The sequence below is a fragment of the Synechococcus sp. CS-1332 genome, assembly GCF_025127995.1.
Lineage (GTDB): Bacteria > Cyanobacteriota > Cyanobacteriia > PCC-6307 > Cyanobiaceae > Cyanobium.
On the sequence record NZ_JAHLYP010000042.1, the window covers coordinates 193,641 to 212,423 of the forward strand.

The 18,783-nt window shown below is 69.5% G+C and carries 16 protein-coding genes; 5 read left to right on the top strand and 11 right to left on the bottom strand.

Features of this window, described 5'->3' with window-relative positions; translation table 11 throughout:
* Positions 1-7 precede the first annotated feature (7 nt).
* Together KQ305_RS10645 and KQ305_RS10650 are read left to right on the top strand one after the other, a co-directional pair.
* Positions 8-379, top strand: a complete 372-nt coding sequence (locus KQ305_RS10645) for a VOC family protein (protein ID WP_259725368.1) — start codon at positions 8-10, stop codon at positions 377-379.
* A complete protein-coding gene (locus KQ305_RS10650) occupies positions 376-924 on the top strand; it encodes a tryptophan-rich sensory protein (protein ID WP_259725369.1) in 549 nt (182 codons plus the stop codon). The genes KQ305_RS10645 and KQ305_RS10650 overlap by 4 nt, the downstream gene beginning before the upstream one ends.
* Here the strand turns inward: KQ305_RS10650 and KQ305_RS10655 are convergent.
* The 7 genes from KQ305_RS10655 to thrS all read right to left on the bottom strand — a co-directional run bounded on the left by KQ305_RS10655 (position 886) and on the right by thrS (position 12,278).
* Positions 886-3,078 (bottom strand): FAD-dependent oxidoreductase, encoded by a 2,193-nt coding sequence (locus KQ305_RS10655; protein ID WP_259725370.1) that lies wholly within the window; start codon positions 3,076-3,078, stop codon positions 886-888. The two genes, KQ305_RS10650 and KQ305_RS10655, sit on opposite strands and share 39 nt — an antisense overlap.
* Entirely contained in the window at positions 3,075-4,322 is a 1,248-nt protein-coding gene (locus tag KQ305_RS10660) for an NAD(P)/FAD-dependent oxidoreductase (protein WP_259725371.1), read from the bottom strand. The genes KQ305_RS10655 and KQ305_RS10660 overlap by 4 nt, the downstream gene beginning before the upstream one ends.
* Positions 4,323-4,480: 158 nt before the next feature.
* Positions 4,481-6,595, bottom strand: coding sequence for a M3 family metallopeptidase (locus KQ305_RS10665; RefSeq protein WP_259725372.1), 2,115 nt, complete (start codon positions 6,593-6,595; stop codon positions 4,481-4,483).
* A gap of 61 nt (positions 6,596-6,656) precedes the next feature.
* Positions 6,657-8,252, bottom strand: a complete 1,596-nt coding sequence (locus KQ305_RS10670; RefSeq protein ID WP_259725373.1) for an NAD(P)H-quinone oxidoreductase subunit 4 — start codon at positions 8,250-8,252, stop codon at positions 6,657-6,659.
* A gap of 92 nt (positions 8,253-8,344) precedes the next feature.
* Positions 8,345-9,337 (bottom strand): homoserine kinase, encoded by a 993-nt coding sequence (gene thrB / locus KQ305_RS10675; RefSeq protein ID WP_259725374.1) that lies wholly within the window; start codon positions 9,335-9,337, stop codon positions 8,345-8,347.
* Positions 9,338-9,390: 53 nt separating this feature from the next.
* Complete coding sequence (locus KQ305_RS10680; RefSeq protein WP_259725375.1) at positions 9,391-10,422, bottom strand: glucokinase; 1,032 nt, start codon at positions 10,420-10,422, stop codon at positions 9,391-9,393.
* On the bottom strand, positions 10,419-12,278 hold the full coding sequence (gene thrS, locus KQ305_RS10685; RefSeq protein ID WP_399231326.1) for a threonine--tRNA ligase: 1,860 nt from the start codon (positions 12,276-12,278) through the stop codon (positions 10,419-10,421). Before thrS ends, KQ305_RS10680 begins: the two co-directional genes overlap by 4 nt.
* Positions 12,279-12,396: 118 nt before the next feature.
* Here thrS and KQ305_RS10690 point away from each other — a divergent pair, with 118 nt between their 5' ends.
* The gene (locus tag KQ305_RS10690; RefSeq protein ID WP_259725376.1) at positions 12,397-12,930 is read left to right on the top strand and encodes a TM2 domain-containing protein; all 534 of its coding nucleotides are present in this window, start codon (positions 12,397-12,399) and stop codon (positions 12,928-12,930) included.
* A gap of 6 nt (positions 12,931-12,936) precedes the next feature.
* Here the strand turns inward: KQ305_RS10690 and KQ305_RS10695 are convergent, their stop codons facing one another.
* The 4 genes from KQ305_RS10695 to KQ305_RS10710 all read right to left on the bottom strand — a co-directional run bounded on the left by KQ305_RS10695 (position 12,937) and on the right by KQ305_RS10710 (position 16,107).
* A complete protein-coding gene (locus KQ305_RS10695; protein WP_259725377.1) occupies positions 12,937-13,605 on the bottom strand; it encodes a glycoside hydrolase family 104 protein in 669 nt (222 codons plus the stop codon).
* A gap of 304 nt (positions 13,606-13,909) precedes the next feature.
* Entirely contained in the window at positions 13,910-14,947 is a 1,038-nt protein-coding gene (gene trpS, locus KQ305_RS10700) for a tryptophan--tRNA ligase (RefSeq protein ID WP_259725378.1), read from the bottom strand.
* Positions 14,944-15,525 carry a hypothetical protein gene (locus tag KQ305_RS10705; protein ID WP_259725379.1) on the bottom strand — a complete coding sequence of 194 codons (582 nt, stop codon included), beginning with the start codon at positions 15,523-15,525 and terminating at the stop codon, positions 14,944-14,946. Before KQ305_RS10705 ends, trpS begins: the two co-directional genes overlap by 4 nt.
* Positions 15,526-15,540: 15 nt before the next feature.
* Positions 15,541-16,107 (bottom strand): hypothetical protein, encoded by a 567-nt coding sequence (locus KQ305_RS10710; protein ID WP_259725380.1) that lies wholly within the window; start codon positions 16,105-16,107, stop codon positions 15,541-15,543.
* Positions 16,108-16,244: 137 nt separating this feature from the next.
* On the opposite strand from KQ305_RS10710, the gene KQ305_RS10715 reads away from it, so the two are divergent.
* A complete protein-coding gene (locus tag KQ305_RS10715; RefSeq protein ID WP_259725381.1) occupies positions 16,245-17,642 on the top strand; it encodes a YcjF family protein in 1,398 nt (465 codons plus the stop codon).
* A 157-nt stretch (positions 17,643-17,799) separates the two neighbouring features.
* On the top strand, positions 17,800-18,783 hold a 984-nt coding region (psbA, locus tag KQ305_RS10720), incomplete at its 3' end, for a photosystem II q(b) protein (RefSeq protein WP_259725382.1).

Genomic DNA, 18,783 nt, shown 5'->3' on the forward strand with positions numbered 1-18,783 from the left:
CGGACCCATGGCCGCCAACCCCGTCATCTGGTTCGAGCTCTACGTCAACGACATGGCCCGGGCCCGGGCCTTCTACGAGACCGTGTTTGAGCTGAAGCTGGAGCCGATGTCGGATGCGGGCATGGAGTATTTCGCCTTCCCGATGCAGAACGACCAGGTGGGGGCCGGAGGCGCCCTGGCGAAGATGGAGGGCATGGCCCCCGGGGGCGGCGGCACCCTGATCTACTTCCACTGTGACGATTGCGCCGTGGAGGAAGGCCGGGTGGCGGGCGCCGGCGGCACGGTGATCAAACCCAAGATGTCGATCGGCGCCTACGGGTTCATGAGCCTGGTGCTCGACACCGAAGGCAACACCATCGGGCTCCACTCCCAGGCGTGAGCTCCGTGGCCCCGGCACCACGGTTCCGCTGGTGGCACGGCGCCGTGATTCTGGTGGCCGCCAATGCGGTCAGCTTCTGGCCGGCGGGGGTGCTGGGCGACGCGGCCTTCTATACGAACTTCCGACTGCCCCCCTACGCCCCGCCGGACTGGCTGTTCGCCCCCCTGTGGCTGGTGCTGAACATCACCTCCCTGGTGGCCCTGGCGCGGGTGGCCAACCTGGATGGGCCAGACGGCGCCGCATGGCGCCGGGGGCTGATGCTGGTCTCGGAATCGGTGGGCTGGCTGCTGTTCGCCGTGTTCACCACCCTGTTCTTCTGGCTGCACAGCCCGGTGCTGGCAGCGGTGGATACGGTGGCGGGGCTGGGGGTGGCCGCCGTGAGCGTGGCGGCGGCGGCAGGGCTGGATCGGCCCGCCGCCGGACTGATCGGACTTCGATTGCTGTGGCTGGTGCTGGCCAGTGCGGTGGCGGTGAGCATCGCCCTGCACAACGTTGATCCGTTCCTTTCAGCCGCCCCGGCGCCAGGTGTGAAACCGTTCCAGTAGGGCCAGGGTGCGCTGGGGGGCATGGGCTTTCTTCCAGGCCCCGGCGGCGTACTTGTTGGCTTCGGCGAGGGTGGGATAGGCGTGGATCGCGCCCATCACCTTGCCCAGGCCCAGGTTCCATTTCATCGCCAGCACAAATTCAGCCAGCAGCTCCCCGGCCTGCTCCGCCACGATCGTGACCCCCAGGATCCTGTCCTTGCCCGGCACCGTGAGCACCTTCACGAAGCCAGTCTCGGCGGATTCGACGATGGCCCGATCCAGCTCGGCCAGGTCGAAGCGGGTGACCTCGAAGGGCACCCCCAGCTCGATCGCCTCGGACTCGCTCAGCCCCACCCGGGCCACCTCCGGATCGGTGAAGGTGGTGCGGGGAATGACGCGGCCATCGACGGCGAAGCGCACCGGATCGAACAGCCCGTTCACCGCCGCATACCAGGCCTGATGGGCCGCCGTGTGGGTGAACTGCCAGGGGCCGGCCGCATCCCCGGCGGCATAGATGTTGGGGTAAAGCGTCTGCAGGTGGGGGCTGGTGGTGATGGTGCGGCCGGTGGGAATGCCCAGGGCCTCAAGGCCGTGGCCCTCCAGCCGGGCCTGGCGGCCCACGGCGCAGAGCAGCTCGTCGGCCTCGAGGCAGACGGTCTGGCCGTCCACCGCGGCCAGGACGCGCACGCCCCCGGCCGGCCCAGGCTCAACGCGCTCCACCCGGCAACCGGTGTGCACCCGCACGCCGTCGCGCTCCAGCGCCTCGCGCACCAGCGCCCCCACCTCAGGATCTTCCCGGGGCAGGAGCCGGGCGTTGCGCTGCAGCAGGGTCACCGGCAGCCCCAGCTGGGCCAGGGCCTGGGCCAGCTCGCAGCCGATCGGGCCGCCGCCCAGCACCAGAAGGCTGGGCCGGGGGGACGGGTGCTCGGCCAGGGTGTCCCAGAGGGTCTCACTGGTGAGCACCCGCACCGAAGCGATGCCGGGCAGCTCCGGAATCACCGGCGCGGCGCCGGTGGCCAGCACGATGGCGCGGGCCGACAGCACCGTCTCGGTGCCATCGGCGGCGGTGATCGCCACCTGCCAGGGGCTGACCAGGCGGGCCTGGCCGAGCCGCACATCCACCCCCAGGGCGGTGTAACGCTCGACGCTGTCGTGCGGGGCGATGGCCGCCACCTTTTGCCGCACCCGCTCCAGCACCCGGCGCAGATCCACCCGGGGCTCCTGGGGGGGCAGGCCGTAGCGGTCGGCATGGCGCAGGCGCGCGGCGAGGCGGGCGGAGCTGATCAGGGCCTTGCTGGGCACGCAGCCGGTGTTCAGGCAGTCGCCGCCCATGCGGGCCCGCTCGATCAGGGTCACCTTGGCCCGCACGGTGGCGGCGATGTAGGCGGTGACGAGGCCAGCCGCTCCAGCGCCAATGACGATCAGGTTGCGATCGAAATGGCGGGGGCGGCTCCAGGGGCGGTAGAGCCGCCAGAGCCGCCAGCGGCCCAGCAGCAGCTTCACGATCCAGGGCAGCAGGCCCAGCATCGCGAAGGAACCGAGCAGGGCTGGCGAGAGCAGGCCCGTCAGGCTGGTGAGCTGGGCCAGCTGGGTGCCGGCGTTCACATACACCAGGGTGGCCGGCAGCATGCCCAGCTGGGACACGACGGCGAACGAGCGCAGGGGCATGGGGGTGAGGCCCATCAGCAGGTTCACCAGAAAGAACGGCACCACCGGCACCAGCCGCAGACTGAGCAGGTAGGCGGCCCCGTCGCGGCGGACGCCCGCCTCGATCGGCCCCAGGCGGGAGCCGAAACGGCGCCGCACCGGCTCCCGCAACAGGGTGCGCGCCAGCAGGCAGGCCGCCGTGGCACCGAGGGTGGAGCCCAGCGACACCAGCAGCGTCCCCTGCAGCAGGCCGAAGACGGCGCCGCCCGCCAGGGTGAGCGCGGTGGCACCCGGCAGGGAGAGGCCCGTGACGAGCACATACACCAGCAGATAGCCGGCAGCGGTGGCCAGCGGGGCCGCCTGGCGCCAGGCCACGAGCTGGGCACGGGAAGCCTGCAGCGCAGCGAGATCCAGCTGGCGATACCAGCCCTGGCTGAAGAACAGGATCACCCCAGCCAGCAACAGGGTGATCACCAGAAGGCGCCCCATAGGTGCGCCGCTGGCGGGCTCCTGGGCTGGGGAGCTCATGACTGGCGCCCCTGGGGCTGGACCGGCGGTGGGCGCTGGATCACCGGGGCGGCGGCGGCGAGGATCTCGGCCCGGTCGCCCGTCAGGGGCGGGACGATGCGCTCGCCGTTGATCAGCCGTTTGGTGCGTTTGGCCGTCTCCCCAGTGGCGACGACCTGGCGGTCCCAGCCTTCGGTGTAGAGGGCCCCCCAGGGACCCAGATCGAGGATGGTGGTGTACCAGTCGATCCGCAGCGGCAACAGCGGCAGGCCGAGCAGATCGCAGACCGCGTTGTGCCCGGCGAACCGGCCCATGGGCCGGCCGTGCTGACAGGACATGACCGTGCTGTGGCCGTCGTCCAGGGCCAGACGGGCACTGTCGCCGGCGGCGAACACATCGCCCAGCCCCTCGACCCGTAGAACGGCATCGACCGGCAGACGGCCAAGGGCATCGGTGGGCACCCCGCAGCCGGCGGTGAGCGGGCTGGCCCGCAGGCCCGCACACCAGAGCACCGTTTGTGCGGGAATTTCCTCACCAGCATCGAAGCGGATCGACCCCCCATCGAGGCCGTCCACCCGGACCCCGAGCCGCAGCTCCACGCCCAGGGCGGCCAGGGCCTCTTCGATCACGGGCCGGGCCGAGTCGCCCATGTCGGAGCCCACCGTGGGGTTGTGGTCCACCAGCACCACCCGCACCGGCCCGGACAGCCCGGCGCTTTCCTGGACAGCCCGCAGCCGTGCCGGCAGTTCACAGGCGGCCTCGATCCCGGTCAGTCCTGCCCCCACCACCACGGCCGTGAAGCGGCCCGGATCCTCACGGCGCTCCGCCAAGGCCGCCAGGTGCTGCGCAAGCCGGGAGGCGCCGCCGTAGGTGTCCACATCGAAGCCGTGCTCGACCAGGCCAGGGACCGGAGGGCGCAACAACTGGCTGCCGAGGGCAAAGACCAGTCGGTCGTAGGCAAGGATCTGGAGACCAGCCTGCGTCTGCACGTGGACGGAATGGCCGTCCAGGTCGATGGCACTGACGTCCCCCACCAGCCAGCGGACACCGGCCGGGCCGAGCACCGCCTCCAGGGGAACCCGCAGGCGCGAGAGGTCAGCCTCGTAATTGCGCACGCGGAGGCCATGGAAGGCGTCGCGGTTGACGAGCAACACCTCGATGGCCTCGGGTCCGACACCCAGCTGGTCGAGCTGCCGAGCGGCCGAAAGGGCACTCCAGAGCCCGGCGAACCCACCGCCCAGCACCAGGATTCGCCGGGCTCCCATCACGTGTCTCCAGCAAGGGGAGGGGGGATCTCCAGGTGTGGAGGAATCCCCACCAAGGCTATCGAGGCAACGGCCATCCACTCAGGCCGGCCAAGAGCGCAGACACCAAGCACCTTCCCGTCGGGGAGACGAGGAGGCCTGACGTTCTGCCCCACCGATCAGCCGCCAGCGGCCACCAGCCCCGAGTGCCGGATCAGGGCCTCCGGGCTGGGGGCCCGGCCCCGGAAGGTCTCGAACACCTCGCCGGGGTGGCGGCTGCCGCCGAGGCTGAGCACCGTCTCGCGGAAGCGGCGACCGGTGGCCTGGATCGCCGCCTCGTTCTCCAGGCCCACCTCCTCGAAGGCGCTGAAGGCATCGGCGCTGAGCACCTCGGCCCACTTGTAGGAGTAGTAGCCGGCGGAGTAGCCGCCGGCGAAGATGTGGCCGAAGGAGCAGAGGAAGGCGTCCTCCTCGATCGGCTCCAGCACGGTGGTCGTGGTGGCGATCTCCCGGCGCAGCTGTTCCGGCGTCCTGCCGCACTCCGGCGTCCACTGGCTGTGGAGCCGCAGGTCGGTGAGGGCGAAGTGCACCTGGCGCAGGGTGGCGGCACCGCCCATGAAGGTGCGGGCGGCCCGGAGCTTGGCGAACTCAGGCTCCGGCAGCGGTTCGCCGCTCTGCCAGTGGCGGGCCATGCCCATCAAGGTGGCGTGGTCGTAGCACCAGTTCTCCATGAACTGGCTGGGCAGCTCCACCGCATCCCATTCCACGTTGTTGATGCCGGCCGCCTGGGGGCGCTCCACGGTGGTGAGCATGTGCTGGAGCCCATGGCCGAATTCGTGGAACAGGGTCTCCACCTCCTCGAAGGTCATCAGGCTGGGGGTGTCACCCACCGGCGGGCTCTGGTTGCAGATCAGGTAGGCCACGGGCAGCACGGGCTCGCCGGCACCGTCCAGCGAACGCACCAGGCACTCATCCATCCAGGCACCGCCGCGCTTGCTGCCCGGACGGCTGTAGGGGTCGAGATAAAAGGCCGCCAGGGGCTCACCGCTGCCGGCGTCATCGACGCGGAAAAAACGCACATCCGGATGCCAGACAGGCGCCTCACCGTCGGCGGGGTGGATGTGGAGGCCGAACAGGCGATCGCAGAGGCCGAACAGACCCTCCAGCACCCTGGGCAGGGGGAACCAGGGCCGCAGGGCCTCGCTGTCGAGATCGAAGGCCTCCTGGCGCCGCATCTCCGCCCAGAAGCTCACATCCCAGGGCTTGAGATCCTTTGCCTCGGCCGCGCCCTCCCGGGCCGCACAGGCGCGCAACGCCTCGAGTTCCAGCAGGGCCACCGGGTAGGCGGCGGTGCGGAGGTCCTCCAGCAGGGCCTCCACCTCGGCCACCGAGCCGGCCATCTTCGAAGCCAGGCTCACCTCGGCCCAGGAGCCATGGCCGAGCTGGTGGGCCTGCTGCCGCCGCAGGGTGAGAATCCGCTCGATCGCGGGCCAGTTGCCATCGGTTTCGCCCGAGGCGCGGCTGACGTGGGCCTTGTAGGCGATCTCACGCAGGTCACGGCGGCGGCTGTACTTCAGGAACGGGCCGAAGCGGGGCATGTCGAGTCCCAGCAGCCAGGGGCCCTGCGCTGCCGTGGCCTGGCCATCGCCGGCGTCGCGGGCGGCCTGGGCCAGCTGCTCCCTGAGGCTCTCAGGCAGTCCCACCACCTCGGCAGGGTCGCTGAGCTTGAGGGTCCAGCTGTTGGTGGCATCCAGCACCCGGTTGCCGAAGCCGGTGGCCAGCTCCGCCAGCTCCTGGCTGGCGGCGTTGAAGGCCTCCTGGGCGGCGCCCTCCAGGCCCACGCCCCGCAGCTCCATGTCCCGCAGTTCCGCCGTGAGGATCCGCTCCTGGGTGGCATCCAGCCCCCCCTGGCTCTGCAGGCTGCGCAGGGCCTCGTACAGGACCCGGCTCTGGCCGGCACGGTTGCCGAAGGCCACCACCGCTGCCTGCTGGCTGGCGTGGGCTTCGCGAAGTTCGGTGCTGTTGCAGACGCCGTTGAGGTGGCTCACCACCCCCCAGCTCCAGCGCAGCCGTTCGCCCAGGCGCTGCAGGGGATCCATCACTTCGGCCCAGCTCAGGGGCCGCGCCGCGGCCGCGGCCGCCGCCAGGTCGGTCTCCACCCGGTCGAGCTCCGCCTCCAGGCCACTCAGCAGCTCGGGGATGTGGGCCCGCACCTGGTCGGGAGTGATGGCTTCGAAGCGGGGCAGACCCTCTCCGGCCAGCAGGGCAGGGGGACTCTGGAGAGTGCTGGTCATCGCCGGGTGGCCGCTTCGATGGAACACCCCATTTCAGCCCACCCCGGTGCCGGGTTGTGGCTCAGCCGAGGGCGGCCAACCGTCCCATGGCCACGGCCCCATGGCTGGCCAGTTCAGCCGCCAGGCCGTTGGCGCTGGCCTCATACAGGTTGATGGCCACCCGCGGCCAGAAGCCGATCACGAGGGTGGGGACCAGCAGGGTGAGTCCGATGACAAGTTCGCGGGGCTTCATGTCGCCGACCACCGCCAGGGCCGGGATGCGGGGACCGAAGAAGACGCGCCGGCACAGGGAGAGCAGATAGACGGGGGTGAGCACCAGGCCGATGGCGGCCAGGACGACGGCGATGACGCGGAAGCCGACCGTGAAGCCCTCGTAGGAGGTGACCCCCAGAAAGACGGTGATCTCGCTGATGAAGCCACTCATCCCCGGCAGGGCCAGGGAGGCCAGGGAGCTGGCCAGGAAGAAGGCGAAAGTGATCGGCAGCACCTTGGCCAGACCACCCATGTTGGGGATCGAAAGGGTCTCGGTGCGCTCGTAAAAGACGCCGGTGACGAAGAACATCGCCGCGGCGATGAGACCATGGCTGATCATCTGCAGCATCGCGCCGCTCATGCCGAGGGCATCGATGGCGCCGATCCCCAGCAGCACGAAGCCCATATGGCTCACCGAGCTGCAGGCGATGCGGCGCTTGACATTGTCCTGGGCGAAGGCATTCAGGGCGCCGTAGATGATGTTGATGATGCCGAGCACGATCAGGGCCGGCGCCAGCCGCAGATGCACGTCGGGAAGCATCTGCACGTTGAAACGCAGCAAGGCGTAGCCGCCCATCTTGAGCAGCACCCCCGCCAGCAGCATCGATACCGGCGCGTTGGCCTCGCCATGGGCGTCAGGCAACCAGGTGTGCAAGGGGAACATCGGCAACTTGACGCCGAAGCCCACCAGGAAGCCCAGATAACAGAGCAGGCCGAAGGTGCCGCCGGGGGAACGGGCCGCCAGTTCGCTGAGGTTGAGCGTGAAGGTGTCGCCGGAGAGGGCCAGGGCCAGGCCGCTGATCAGGATCAGCAGGGAGGCGGTGGCGGTGTAGAGGATGAACTTGGTGGCGGCGTACTGGCGCTGCTTTCCGCCCCAGATGGCGATCAGCAGGTACACGGGCACCAGCTCCAGCTCCCAGGCCAGGAAGAACAGCAGGAAATCCTGGGAGAGGAACACCAGGCTCTGGGCGGTGGCCTGGACGAGGAGCAGGCCGAAATAGAGGCGGGTCTTGAGTCGGATGTTCCAGCTGGCCGCCACCGACAACAGGGTGACAAGCCCACTGAGCACCACCAGCGGGGCCGAGAGACCATCGGCCGCCAGGGACCACTCCAGGCCGAGGGCCGGCACCCAGGACACCCGTTCCACCAGCTGAAGTTCCGACAGACCGCCATCGAAATGGAGGGCAAACACCCACAGAATCAGGGCGAAATCCACCCCGAGCACCCCAAGGGCAACCGTGCGTGGCAGGCGGGGGTCGCTGCCGTCTCCGGGCAGCAGGGGCATCACCAGCGCCGCGGTGGCCGGCAGCAGCACGATCAGGCTGAGCCAGGGAAAAGCCGAACCCTCAGGGAGCACGGCGGGGAGCGAAGAGGACGCGAGCGAAAGAGGCAGGCTGGCGTCCATCACTGAGGGGTGCTCCAGTCAGGAAGTATGGCGGTCGAGGCGGCCTCCAGGGAGGTTGGCCCGAAGCGCCAGAGCCTATCAGCTGAGTAAATCTACTCAGCGGAGTTGCTCTGGTCGCCGACGATGGCCTCTGGGCGACTCCCCTCCACCAGGGGAGCCCAGGTGCTGCCGCCCTCCTGAATACCGAGCACGGCGCTGTGGCTGCTCACCCCCTCCCCCTGCCAGGAGCGGGTCATGGCCTCCCCCACCGCCTCGGCACAGCTGTCGGGGGCCAGGGCCAGCAGGCTGGGTCCGGCGCCGCTGATCACACACCCCCAGGCCCCGGCCTCCAGGGCGGCCTCCCGTACGGCACGTCCCCCCTGGATCAGCCCCCAGCGGTAGGGCTCGTGAATGCGGTCATGCATGCCATCGGCGATCAGATCACCGTTGCCCGTGCGCAGCCCCTGCAGCAGCAGGGTGAGGGCCCCCAGGTTCATCACCGCATCACTGATTGGAATGCTGCGCGGCATGGCGCGGCGCGCCTCGCTGGTGCTCAGCCGGATCGTGGGAATCGCCACCACGGCCTTCACGGCCGGGTTCCATTCGCAACGCACCACCCGCCAGCGATGGGAAGCGGCCCGTGCCGTCAGGCACAGCCCCCCCAGCAGCGAAGGAACCACATTGTCCGGATGGCCCTCGATGTCGATGGCCAGCTCGAGCAGCTTTTCCCGGCTCAGCGGCTCCCCCACCAGCGCATTGGCGCCAATCAGACCCGCCACGATGGCGGTGGCACTGCTGCCCAGACCCCGGGCGGGAGGCACGGCCAGTTGCACCCGTGCCTCCACGGCCACCGCCTCCAGTCCCACCTCCCGCCACACCCGCTGGGCGGAGCGGTAGACGAGGTTGTCGGGGCCCCCGCGCAGGTGGGCCCCCTCCGGGCCTTCAATGATCAGCTCGAAGCGCTCACCACCCCCCTCGATCACGCGCAGCTCGAAGCGGTTGCCGAGCGCCAGGGCAGCGCCGAGGCAGTCAAATCCCGGGCCGATGTTGGCGGTGGTGGCCGGAACCTCCACCACCACCCCCTGGCCGATCTGGGGCCGGACCATAAATGACCTGTCGTTGGGCTCAGTGTTGCAGCCGACCCTTTGCTGTGCTGGCCTCAGCCCAGCAGCATCCGGGCGCGGCAGGCGGCGCTGAAGCTGCCCACCCCCGGATCCAGCACGGCGGTGATCGGCATGGGCTCCAGGGTGGAGCGCAGCCGGCCCTTGTTCAGGAAGGGCTCCAGGAAGGAGGGGGTGCGCAGGCTGTCGAGCAGCTTGGCGGCCGTGCCCCCGGCCAGCCAGAGCCCGCCCCGACTCAGGGCTGCCAGGGCCAGATCGCCGCAAACGCTGCCGTAAGCACCCAGCCACAGGTCAAGGGCGTCGACCGCCAGCCGGTCGCCGGCGGCGGCGGCCCGCGCCACTTCGGCGGGCAGGTCGGCCTGGGCGGGCCCATCGCCGGCGTCGTTCCAGAGCTGGGCCCTGGCGCTGAGGGGATGGTCCCCGTCGGGGTGGCGGCAGCCGAGCAACCAGCGGGCCACATGGCCCAGGCCCGTGCCACTCACCACCCGCTCGATCGAGACCCGATCGAGGGCCAGATCGGCCTTGAGCCACTGCTTCAGATCCCACTCCTGCTGGCAACGGGGGGCGTACTCCCCATGGGCCGCTTCGCTGGGGAGGGCCCGCAGACCAGCGGCGGTGGGCAGGCCCAGGGCCACCCCCAGGCCGGTGCCGGCCCCCAGCACCAGCATCGGCGCCAGCGGGTCGCGCTCACCGTCCCGGATCCGGGCGAACTGGCCGGCCCCGAGGTGGGGCAGGCCGTAGATCAGCACCTCGAAATCGTTGACCAACTCCACCAACGGCAAGCCGCAGCGGTCGGCCAGGCTTGCGGTCTCGAGCTGCCAGGGGAGATTGGTGAGCTTCACCCGTCCCCCCTCCACCGGTCCGGCCACGGCGAAACAGGCGGCAGCGGGCGTTCTCCCGCCGGCGGCACCGGCAGTGACCAGGAAGTGGCGCACCATCGGGGCCAGGTCCTCCCAGGTCGCCGAGACGAACCGCTCCTCCAGCAGCAGCTCGAGCCGGTCCTCGCCCGAGCGCCAGAGGCTCAGCAGGGTCTTGGTGCCACCGATGTCGCCCGCCAGCAGGAGGGTCATGCCAGGGCCAGGGTGGCCAGCCGGCCGGCGTTGGCTGCCGAGGCGGCGGACACCAGGGCGTCAGCCTCGACGCTGCCCAGATCCCCCTGGCGGCGACTGCGCAGGCTGACGCTGCGGGTCTCGGCCTCCCGGGCACCGATCACCCCCAGCACGGGGATCTTCATCTGCTCGCCGTTGCGGATCAGCTTGCCCAGCCGATCGCCGCTGTGGTCGATGCCGGCGCGAATGCCGGCGGCCGCCAGCTGGCTCCTGAGCTCTTCGGCCCAGGGGAGGGCCTCATCGGTGACGGGCAGAAGCCGCACCTGCTCAGGGGCGAGCCAGAAGGGGAAATCGCCGGCGTAGTTCTCCACCATCACGCCGAAGAAGCGCTCCAGGGAGCCGAAGATGGCGCGGTGGATCATGATCGGCCGCGAGCGGCTGCCATCGGCCGCCACGTAGTGGAGATCGAAGCGCTCCGGCAGGTTGAAGTCGAGCTGGATGGTGGAGCACTGCCACATCCGGCCGATGGCGTCCTCGATCTTGAGGTCGATCTTGGGGCCGTAGAAGGCCCCGCCCCCCTCGTCCACCTTGTAGGCCCAGCCCTTGCGCTCCAGGGCCTCCACCAGACCGGCGGTAGCCAGGTCCCAGACCGCGTCCTCGCCGATCGACTTCTCCGGTCGGGTGGAGAGGTGGATCTCGTAGCTGCGGAAGTCGAACGTGGAGAGGATGCGCTCGGTGAGGTTCAGCACCCGCAGGATCTCATCGGAGATCTGCTCCGGCAGGCAGAAGACGTGGGCGTCGTCCTGGGTGAAGCCGCGCACCCGCATCAGTCCGTGCATCACCCCGGGCCGTTCGTAGCGGTACACCGTGCCGAGCTCGGCCCAGCGGATCGGCAGCTCCCGGTAGGAACGCAACCGGCTGGCGTAGGTCAGTACATGGAATGGGCAGTTCATCGGCTTGAGCTGGTACTGCCGCTCATCCACCGCCATCGGCCCGAACATGCTCTCGCTATAGAAATCGAGGTGGCCCGAGGTCTTCCAGAGGTTGAGGTCGGCCACGTGGGGGGTGTACAGCAGCTCGTAGCCGTCCTCGAAGTGGGCCGCACGCCAGAAGTCCTCGATCAGCAGCCGCATGCGGGCGCCGCGGGGATGCCAGAACACCAGGCCGGCGCCCGCCTCTTCTTCGATCGAGAACAGTTCGAGATCGGTGCCGAGGCGCCGGTGGTCACGGCGCAGGGCCTCCTCCTTGCGCCGCTTGTGCTCCGCCAGCTGCTCCGGGGTCTCCCAGGCGGTGCCATAGATGCGCTGCAGCTGGGCGCGTTTCTCGTCGCCACGCCAGTAGGCCCCGGCCACGCTCTCGAGGGCGAAGGCCTTGGGGTGGAGCTCGCCGGTGTTGGCCACGTGGGGACCGGCGCAGAGGTCCCACCACTGGTCTCCCAGGGTGTAGAGGGTGATCGGCTCGGTCAGTCCGGCCAGGATCTCCAGCTTGTAGGGCTCGTTCTGACCCCGGATGCGGCGCTCCGCCTCCTCCCTGCTCACCTCGATCCGCTCCAGGGGCAGCTTGCGGGCGATGATCTTGCCCATCTCCTTCTGGATCGCCTTCAGATCAGCCTCGGTGAAGGGATCCGGGTTGTCGAAGTCGTAATAGAAGCCGCTCTCGGTCCAGGGACCGATGGTGACCTGGGCCCTCGGGAAGAGCTTCTGCACCGCCATGGCCAGCACATGGCTCATCGAGTGGCGGATCCGCAGCAACTGGGGGCTTTCGCTGGTTTTCGGCAGCACGATGGCGGCGCCGTCTGGGGTGGCGTCGGTGGCGGCACCACTGGAGGCGGCGGGGCTGGAGGCCGGTGGCACCGGCGAAGGGGGCGCGGACGTCATGAAAGGCACCTGTTGAAGGCATGGTATCGAGGCCCATCGGTGGGACCCTCCCCCACGCCGCCACCGGGGATCTTTTAAGCGCGGCAGCGGGCCTAGGTTGAAGGGGCTGAACACGCTGATGGCTGCCCGACCCACGCCAGGACCCGTCCAGAGCCCGGACCAGCGGCCAGCCCCCAGCCGCCCCGCGGGGTTGGCACTGAACAGCGCCGCCGAACGGCGCAGTGTCGCCCTCAGTTATCTGCTGTGGTGCACCTGCCTGGTGGGGCTGTGCGGCCTGCCGCGCTTCTACAACCGCAAGCCCCTGAGCGGCACGCTCTGGCTGCTCACCTTCGGGCTCTGCGGCATCGGCCAGCTGCTGGATCTGGTGCTGGTGCCGGACATGGTGCGGCAGGCCAACCAGCCCCTGCTGCTGGAGGAAGCCCTGGCAGGGAGCGACACGGCGGCCTATCCACCGATCGAACGGCAATTGCTGCAGCTGGCCCGACGGAACGGCAAGGCCGGCTTCACCCTCAACGATGCGCTGCTGGAGCTCCAGCTACCGCCCCAGGCCAACAGCAGCGTGGTCAGTGCCGAGATCGAGAAGCTGTTGATCAGCGACCTGCTCGATGTGGGCAATGACGAACGGGGACGGGTGGTCTACCGGGAGCCCTGAACCCGCTCAGGCGCTGGCGAGCCGGCGCAGCCGTTCCAGTTCCCGCTGATAGAAGCGCTGCAGCTCGCTGCGGTGCTTCACCGGCTGGCCGTAGTGGCTGACGCCCTCGAGCGTCGGCAGGGAGGCCCACTCCGGGGCCAGGCGCGCCAGCACCTCGGCCGTCAGCCCCTGACGATCGAAGCTCTGCAGTGCCCCACGCTCCTGCACCAGATGCAGGGCCGCCTGATCCTGGCTGGCGGGCTGGAAATCCCTGAGTTGGAGCTCCTCGGCGGCCTGGCCCCAGGTGGCGGGGAGAAACTGGTAGGCCCCGGCGGCGGCGCTGGCGTAGCGACGCCGCACGACGATGTCCGGGTGCCGGCTGAGGTCGTTAAAGCGATCACCGCCGTAGAGCACCCGGTACCCCTCCTGGCTGCCGCCGATCCAGGTGCCTTCGGCGAAGCGGATCGTGTTGAGCAGAGCCCGTCGCTCGGGAGTGACTCCGTAGGGGCCGCTCCCCGTTCGCCCTCCGGTCACCGCCACGGCTAGCGCTGGCTGGGCGGTGGGCATGGCCACCGCACGGGCCGCTGGGGGCAGCGGTGCGAGCGGGCGTTGCACCATCGGCAGGAGCAGCAGCAGCACAAGGGCAAGCGGACCGCGTTGGTGGTGCGGCGGCGGCAGCAGGAAACGGAAACACAAGGGCAAGTGGACGTCAGGGGACCCTGACCTTGCCCAGGGCCAGCCCCCGAAGGCGAGACCCCTGCGCCCCTACTGGACAGAATGGGGGCCGACGTGCTTATGCAGCCGAACCGAGAGGACGATTCTCAGGAAAACTTCAGTCAGGACAGGGGGATGTCCAGGCGTTCTCAGCCGCCAGCCCGCAGCGGTCAGACATCCCACAGCAAGCCCTACACCCACAACGAACGATCAGTTGTCGTGATCAATACATAACGATTGATTTACACATTCCGGCTGCGCCTTGCCACTGAGGTGGTACCTAGCTTCAATTCACCTCCAGAAATCCCAGGGCGCGGCGGACCCTCTGCAGAGTCGCCTCGGCCACGGCCGCTGCCCGCTCCCTCCCGTCCCGAAGGACGGCCTCGAGGCTGGCTGGATCGCTGCGCAGCTCGGCGTAACGCTGCTGCACGGGCCGGAGGGCTTCCACCGTGGCCTCCGCCAGCAGGGGCTTGAAGCCACCCCAGCCCATCGAGGCGCACTCCGCCGCCGCCCGCTCACGGCCGACGCCGGACATCAGGGCGTAGAGCCCCAGCAGGTTGTCGGCCTCCGGCCGCTCCGGGTTGCCGAACTCCAGGCCCATGACCGGATCGGTCTTGGCCCGCTTGATCTTGCGGGTGATCAGCTCAGGAGGGTCCAGCAGGGTGATGCGGGAACCTTCATTGGGATCGCTCTTGCTCATCTTGGCGCTGCCGTCGGTGAGGCTCATCACCCGTGCCCCCTCCTTGAGGATCAGGGGCTCGGGTACCTTGAGAATCGGGTGCTCCGGGTCGGGGGCGTAGCGGGCGTTGATGCGCTGCTGGGCGATGTCCCGGGCCAACTCGAGGTGCTGCTTCTGGTCTTCGCCCACCGGCACACGATCGGCGTCATAGAGAAGGATGTCGGCGGCCATCAGCACCGGGTAATCGAGCAGCCCCACAGAAACGTTGTCGCCCTGCTTGAGCGCCTTCTCCTTGAACTGGATCATGCGCTCGAGCCAGTTGAGCGGTGTCACACAGTTGAGCAGCCAGCAGAGCTCGCTGTGGGCGCTCACCTGGCTCTGCACAAACACCGTGGCCTGCTGCGGGTCAATGCCGCAGGCCAGATAGAGGGCGGCGGTGGTGAGGGTGTCCTCCGCCAGACGCTTCGGATCGTGGGGCACCGTGATCGCGTGCAGGTCGACCACGCAGAAGAAGGTCTCGTGGCTGTCCTGCAGATCCACCCAATTGCGGATCGCCCCGAGCCAGTTGCCCAGGTGCAGGGCGCCGGTGGGCTGGACGCCGGAGAGCACCCGGGGCCGCGCCGGCGCGGTGCTGGTCTGGTTCACGCGTCGGGGGTGGCGTCGACCTCGGTTTCGGAGCTGGCGGTTGGCGCCTCAGCAGGTTCGGAAGGCTCGACCACGGAATCCGGTGTCGCCTCGACGGAATCCGCCATCAGATCGACGGAATCCGGGGCCACGTCCTCGGCAGGTGCTTCGGGTTCGCTCACCTCCACAGGAACCGCAGGCTTGCTGGGCCGGGCGAAGGGATCGATGCGGACGGCTCCCTGGCCGCCACGGCCCCCGGAGCGGGGTTGGCCATCCCCGCCGATGACGCGGCGGGGCTCGCCACCTGCGCGGGGGGCTGGAGCGCGGGATCCCGCCTGGGCCCGGTGCTCGGCGACCAGGGCCTCGAGTTGTCCCTTTTCCAGCTGGTCGGCCAGGGTGCGCAGGGCAAAGCCCAGCACCGCCACGGTGGAGCGCAAGCCCAAGGCGTCCTGCAGGGCGCGGGCCGCCTGCAGCTCGTTATCGCTCAGACGGATGCGGAAACCGCCCGGTTCCCGGTTCGGCCCCGAACGGCCGCCCCGCTCGGGGGAGTCCCCACGGCCGGAGCCAACGGGATGAGGAGTGGTGGTGTCGTCGCCCATGGCCGCAGCCTGCAATCAGGGGCAAGTGTCGCGCATCGACGGCCGGCCGCCTGCCGCCTCAGGCCCCAGCCACAGCAGCCGATGCCTGCCGAGGCGCGCCGGGCCCTCCCGCCGGGCCAACACCAGCAGCGGCACGGGCCGTGGGCTGTCCAGGGCGAAGTGTTGACGGTAGTGCTGGAGAAGCTCGAGGTAGGTCTCCAGGGTCCAACCCTGGGTACCCCGTTCCTGGGCAGCCCAGTACTTGCGCAGGGCCTCCCGGCAGGCGTCCGCTCCGAAGTCCTCCCAGCAGACCCGTTCGGCCTCCCACGCCGAAAGGCCGGCTGCCACCAGCTCCCGGTAACGGCACAACTCGGGGGCCTCCTGGCTGCAGTCCGGGGGCAGCCGCTGGGCGAGATGCTCCACAGAGACTCGGCTGAGACGCAGCCAGCAGCGCTCCAGCAGCAACACCGGCAGGCCGCCGTGCCAGCGGTCGCAGCCGCCCAGCTCCTCAAGGGCGTGGCGCAGCGCCACCAGGTGGTCCTCCAGCAGAAACAGGCCATCCGCTGTCGCAGCCAGGCCGGCACGGGCATCGGAAGACGGCACGGAGGCGGACCCGGACGACTTACCGAATCATGCTGCGTCCCGTCGGGGTCTGCAGGGGCCGTGGCTGAAAGGAGGTGGTTGGGGGTGTGAGCCCCGTCACTTCTGAGCTAGAGAGGCATCGCCGCCGGCAGCCACCCGTGACGCCCCAGGACCCCCTGCGCCCAGCTGCCCTGTCCTCGCTGTTGCGCTTCCAGCTGTCCGCCGGCTGGGGCAGGCAGGCCCTGCTGCTGGCCGGGGGAGTACTGGGGGGCGAATTGATGCTGCGGTCGCTGCCCGGGGAAGGCTGGGGCCTGATGGGAGTGGCGGGGATCGCCGCGGGCTGGTGGTGGCTGGGGCGGCGACCGTCCCGGTTGACGACGCCCCGGTTGCCCAGCAGCTTCGAGGCCTGGCTGCGGCGCTGCGACGATCTGCTGCGGCAGTTTGAGCGGCTGGAGGTCGAGCCCGGCGAGGGCCAGGCGCGGCGCCGGGCGGGACTGGCGGCCCTGCGCGAAGAAGGGGCCAGATCAGGCCTGCAGCTGGCCCTGGTGGGCTGCGTCGCCCCGGACGCCGCCTGGGCGCCCCAACTGCAGCAAGCCCTGCGCGGCCCGCTGGCCCTGAGCCTGCGCTGGGGCCATGCCCTGCCGGCGGTGAGCCAGGAGCGCCGCTGGCCCGACGGGCTGGCCGCCGCGGACGTGGTGCTGTTCCAGCTGATGACCCCCCTGCGGGCGGCCGATCTCCGCTGGCTCGAGGCGGTGCCCGCGGGTCAACCCGTCTGGCTGCTGGTGCAACCGGACGCTCCCAGCGATCCTCAGGCCCTGGCGGCCGAATTGGCTTCCCAGTGGCCGGCCGCCGTCCCGGAGCGGCTGCTTCCCTGGGATGGCAACCCCGAAACCCTGACCGACAGCCTGCAGCCCCTGGGCCGCTGGCTGAACAGCGAAGCGGCTGCCCTGCGGCGGGCCACCCCGCTGCGACGCAGCGAGGAGCTGCACCGCCACTGGCAGGCGGACCTGGAGCGCCTGCGGCGGCAACAGCTCGTGCAGCTGCAGCGGCGCACCCAGTGGCTGGTGGCGGCGGGGGTGTTCGCCGCCCCCTTGCCCTCGCTCGATCTGGTGGTGCTGGCGGCGGCCAACGGACTGATGCTCCAGGAAATGGCCCGTCTCTGGGACTGCCCCTGGAATGCGGAACAGCTGAAGGCCGCCGCCGTCGAGCTGGCCAAGGCCTCGCTGCTGCTGGGGGTGGTGGAGTGGAGCAGCCAGGCCCTGTCGGCGGCGGTGCGCCTCCACGGCGCCACCTGGCTGGTGGGTGGGGCGCTCCAGGCCCTCAGTGCGGCCTACCTCACCAGGGTGGTGAGCCATGCCATGGCCGATGTGCTGGCGCTCTCGGCTGGCGTGGAGGCGCCGGACCTGGAGCGCATCAAGCGGGAGGCGCCCCTGCTGGTGGCACGGGCGGCCGAGGCCGAAAAGCTCGACTGGCCGGGGTTCCTGCAGCAGGGACGCGACTGGCTCGGCCAGCAGCTGGCACCGCCGGCGAGCGGCTCGCTGCCCGCCAGCTCATAAAGAATGTTCATGAAGTCCCTTCATCACTTTTCATTGCGCGCCAGCTCGATTGCCTGAAGGATCATTGCGGGATCGCTGGATCCAGGAAGGCGTTACTTAATGTGTATCGACCTCCCTTGTGGAGGTATTTCTGAACTCTTCCACCCGTCTTACTTCCATGACCACTGCCATCCGCAGCGGCCGCTCCGGAAGCTGGGAAAGCTTCTGCAGCTGGGTCACCTCCACCAACAACCGCATCTATGTCGGTTGGTTCGGTGTGCTGATGATCCCCTGCCTGCTGGCCGCCGCCATCTGCTTCATCGTCGCCTTCATCGCGGCGCCCTCCGTCGACATCGACGGCATCCGTGAGCCCGTCGCCGGCTCCCTGATCCAGGGAAACAACATCATCTCCGGTGCCGTTGTTCCTTCGAGCAACGCCATCGGCCTGCACCTCTACCCCATCTGGGAAGCCGCCAGCCTCGACGAGTGGCTGTACAACGGTGGTCCTTACCAGCTGGTGGTCTTCCACTTCCTGATCGGCATCTCGGCCTACATGGGCCGCCAGTGGGAGCTCTCCTACCGCCTGGGCATGCGCCCCTGGATCTGCGTCGCTTACTCCGCTCCCCTCTCGGCGGCCTTCGCGGTGTTCCTGATCTATCCCTTCGGTCAGGGGTCCTTCTCCGACGGCATGCCCCTGGGGATCAGCGGCACCTTCAACTTCATGCTGGTGTTCCAGGCCGAGCACAACATCCTGATGCACCCCTTCCACATGCTGGGTGTGGCGGGTGTGTTCGGCGGCTCCCTGTTCTCCGCCATGCACGGTTCCCTGGTCACCAGCTCCCTGGTGCGTGAGACCACCGAAACCGAGTCGCAGAACTATGGCTACAAGTTCGGCCAGGAAGAGGAGACCTACAACATCGTGGCTGCCCACGGGTACTTCGGTCGCCTGATCTTCCAGTACGCCTCGTTCAACAACAGCCGCAGCCTCCACTTCTTCCTGGCGGCCTGGCCGGTGGTCGGCATCTGGTTCACCGCCCTGGGCGTGAGCACGATGGCCTTCAACCTGAACGGCTTCAACTTCAACCAGTCGATCCTGGATGGCCAGGGCCGGGTGATCAACACCTGGGCCGACGTGCTCAACCGTGCCGGTCTGGGCATGGAA

Excerpts from the sequence above, each read along its gene's own strand:
- KQ305_RS10660 (WP_259725371.1), bottom strand. The coding sequence starts at position 4,322 with ATGGGAGCCCGGCGAATCCTGGTGCTGGGCGGTGGGTTCGCCGGGCTC.
- KQ305_RS10665 (WP_259725372.1), bottom strand. The coding sequence starts at position 6,595 with ATGACCAGCACTCTCCAGAGTCCCCCTGCCCTGCTGGCCGGAGAGGGT.
- KQ305_RS10645 (WP_259725368.1), top strand. The coding sequence starts at position 8 with ATGGCCGCCAACCCCGTCATCTGGTTCGAGCTCTACGTCAACGACATG.
- thrS (WP_399231326.1), bottom strand. The coding sequence starts at position 12,278 with ATGACGTCCGCGCCCCCTTCGCCGGTGCCACCGGCCTCCAGCCCCGCC.
- KQ305_RS10690 (WP_259725376.1), top strand. The coding sequence starts at position 12,397 with ATGGCTGCCCGACCCACGCCAGGACCCGTCCAGAGCCCGGACCAGCGG.
- thrB (WP_259725374.1), bottom strand. The coding sequence starts at position 9,337 with ATGGTCCGGCCCCAGATCGGCCAGGGGGTGGTGGTGGAGGTTCCGGCC.
- KQ305_RS10680 (WP_259725375.1), bottom strand. The coding sequence starts at position 10,422 with ATGACCCTCCTGCTGGCGGGCGACATCGGTGGCACCAAGACCCTGCTG.
- KQ305_RS10670 (WP_259725373.1), bottom strand. The coding sequence starts at position 8,252 with ATGGACGCCAGCCTGCCTCTTTCGCTCGCGTCCTCTTCGCTCCCCGCC.
- KQ305_RS10655 (WP_259725370.1), bottom strand. The coding sequence starts at position 3,078 with ATGAGCTCCCCAGCCCAGGAGCCCGCCAGCGGCGCACCTATGGGGCGC.
- KQ305_RS10705 (WP_259725379.1), bottom strand. The coding sequence starts at position 15,525 with ATGGGCGACGACACCACCACTCCTCATCCCGTTGGCTCCGGCCGTGGG.